General features: G+C 37.3%; 3 protein-coding genes. 2 read left to right on the top strand and 1 reads right to left on the bottom strand.

The window, feature by feature from the left end; translation table 11 throughout:
- A partial coding sequence (locus tag AC1DPQ_RS22865) for a C40 family peptidase (RefSeq protein WP_477610974.1) occupies window positions 1-1,067 on the bottom strand: 1,067 nt, incomplete at its 3' end.
- Window positions 1,068-1,205: 138 nt separating this feature from the next.
- Between AC1DPQ_RS22865 and AC1DPQ_RS22870 the strand changes: the two genes are divergently transcribed.
- Window positions 1,206-1,895 (top strand): CAP domain-containing protein, encoded by a 690-nt coding sequence (locus tag AC1DPQ_RS22870; RefSeq protein ID WP_477610975.1) that lies wholly within the window; start codon window positions 1,206-1,208, stop codon window positions 1,893-1,895.
- 217 nt (window positions 1,896-2,112) lie between these two features.
- A complete protein-coding gene (locus tag AC1DPQ_RS22875; protein ID WP_477610976.1) occupies window positions 2,113-2,634 on the top strand; it encodes a GtrA family protein in 522 nt (173 codons plus the stop codon).
- Window positions 2,635-3,079 lie beyond the last annotated feature (445 nt).

Genomic DNA, 3,079 nt, shown 5'->3' on the forward strand with positions numbered 1-3,079 from the left:
CTGTTAATCCTAACCATTCCAGCTGATTGAATAAACTCGCCATCGCCCATATAAATAGCAGTATGTGTTATTCTTCCTCCGGATGTGCCTTTCAATTTTGCCGCGGCAAAAAACAATAGATCCCCTGCTTTTAAATTTTTAAGGCACTTAGTGAGGCTAATCGAATCTCCTTCTAAAACAGGTATATCTTCTCCAACCAAAGCTTGTTGCGAGGCGTCTCTCGGAATAATGATTCCATTCAGGAAATAGCTTGTTTTGGTAAAACCACTACAATCTACCCCTTTGATAGATGTGCCACCCCAAAGATAGGGCACGCCAATTAATGTTTTTGCAGTTGTTAAAATAGCTTCCGCATTTGGATTAGGTTTTTTCAGCCAATCTGAAAACAATTTGGCATCAGTTTTTTTAATGTAGCCCGTCCGTTTATCGGGAAAAACAACTTGATAATAAGCTTTTTCTTCGCCAGTTAATACTAAGATATTGCCATTTACTAAATCGGAAACCCGTGAGGAGTTCATATCTGCTTTGCTAAAAGCATGACCAAAGTCGGAAGTAAAAATAATCCGTTTTGATTTTTTCCACTCCTCAAAGGCCGTCTTATCCATAATACTTACAGCGGTAGCATCAGTCCATGAAAGGTAACCATCAGGTGTACGTACCAAATAATAACCGCCTTGTTTCTTTAATACTTGCACAGGTGTGCCCAAAATCATCTGCGTCATCATTTCTGCCGCATTTTGAGGGGCTGCTCTATTGTTACAGACCGAAAGATTGGCTAATCCATATTCCATCCCAGCTAAACTGTTTGAAGGAAGGAGTGTATTTATTTTAACGAAACCCTTAAAATCTTTACTTTGGTTATTTAGTGCCTCGAGCACTTGCGCCGAGGTACTTTCTGCAAAAACAGTATCTCCTTTAAATTGAATATTAAAATAAACAGACCGTTTATCTGGGGCAAATTCTTTCTTTATATGATTCGAAACTGTTCTAATTGCTGCCGTATCAACCTGCGCCTTTAAGGAAACCGCAAAATTTAATAAACAGCCTAATATTAATATTCCTTTCATCATCGTTTTCTAAAACTAAAATTACGCATATTCACTTTGCCTTATCAGGTAAAGGCTGTAACTAATTGCTTACGCGATATTATTTTAAAAAACGAGAAATAAAAAAAATTAAAAGACGTTATCCATGAAAATCATCCTATGTTTAAAATACTTGTACCTGCCCTTTTGCTCTTATTTTTTTCCAGCCAGGTTAATGCTCAAAAATGGACTGATGCCGAATTCCGCAAAGCGAATACCGCAGCAAATACTTCTTATTTAAATAACGAAGAAAAAAACATTGTGATGTATATGAACTTGATCCGCCTAGATGGCGAAAAGTTTTATTATACGTTTTTAGAAGACTATATCAATAACTACAATGCTAAAGTGCGGAAGTACAGAAATTACAATGAGCTCAGGATTACCCGAAATAATTCCTACTACACTTCTTTACTTAAACATTTGCGTGGCGTAAAAAACCTGCAGCTATTTTATCCTGATGATAAATTAACATCATTAAGCAGGAGCCATGCACAGGATTTGAACAGGAATAATCTCGATACGCACGAAAGTAGTAACGGAGATAAATTTTCGAAACGATTATCCAGGTATTTCGCCAATAAAGCTATGAGCGAAAATATCGATTTCGGTTACTCGAACAGTTTAGATATTGTTTGCCATTTGTTGTTAGATTGTGGCGTACCTTCTCTTGGCCACCGCTTTAATTTACTTGATCAAAAATACAAGCTCAATACCGTTGGCGTAAGCATACAGCCCCACCCCTCTTATACCTGGTGCGCAGTAATCGATTTTGTTGCACAACCTACATATTACTCCAATAACGAGTAAATTGCATAAATAATCTTATTTCTGTGGCAATAAAAATTTAATTGTAAATTGCGCCCAACAACAAAGGGTGCACGATAAATGCATATTTCAAGGCCACCACGTCCTGCTGAACTCGTTTCAGCATCTTTATCGCAGGAAAGATCCTGAAATAAATTCAGGATGACGACCGCTTATGCATTTGGTGAAGCCCAATAATAACAACGAACAGTTTTAAGTAATGCGCAAAATAATTTTAGCCGTAATAGATTTTTTTCACCCTCCTTTTAAAAAATTTATTTCTTTACACAATTTTAGGTATCTGGCCACTGGTGGCGGTACTTTGCTGTTAGGAATCTTAAGTTATTATTTTGCTTACTTTTTCATTTTTAAAACCGAAGAAGTAGATTTTGGGGTAATTGTACTACAGAGAGAAACCGCATCGCTATTGGTCGATTATGCCGTTGCTATTCCAACCAGTTTTTTGCTTAATAAGTATGTGATATTTACCCATAGCGAATTAAAAGGGAGGGTTCAGCTTTTTAGGTTTTTAAACCTTCAATTCATTAACATACTGGCCAATTATGTTTTATTGAAGTTTTTGTTGGAACTTTTAAGAGATTATCCAACTTTAGCGATGCTCTCGAGAATACTGGTATCGGTTTTAATGGCACTTTTCAGTTACCTCTATCAGCACTACTTTACGTTTAGCGTTAAAAAAATCGGAGAAAAAAAGCAAAAAAACATTAATAGTCCTAAATAATTGTTTCTCATGGAGGCACTGATAAAAAGAGTTGGGTCGATCAGAAGTATCGTCATTTCGACCATAGTGTTCCAAAGGAACTACTTTGGAGGAGAATCTTTAAATTTGATTTCAATAACATAGTTTAAAGATCTCTCCACTCCGCGGTGCTTCGGTCGAGATGACGACTTTCTAATAAATTGCTTTTTAAGCTTATCCTTTTTGTGGAAAGCAGTTACAGCAGCATTTTCGGTTTCTACAATCCCGCCTTTAATCAAGTCCTCACTCGTACCTCGTTCCAAGCTTTACGTTCCAGTCGGGTTTAGGTGGCCACAACATTACTCCTATTTTCGCTGTTTAGCAACATGCAGGAAAAACCAGGTTCATCAGCATAAGCCTTTGTACCTAAACGGGATGGAAGCGGTATCCTTTTGCGATCACCCTGGGTGGAGTCGAAGGGCAGCAA

Source organism: Pedobacter sp. 01T416_2, from assembly GCF_056398925.1.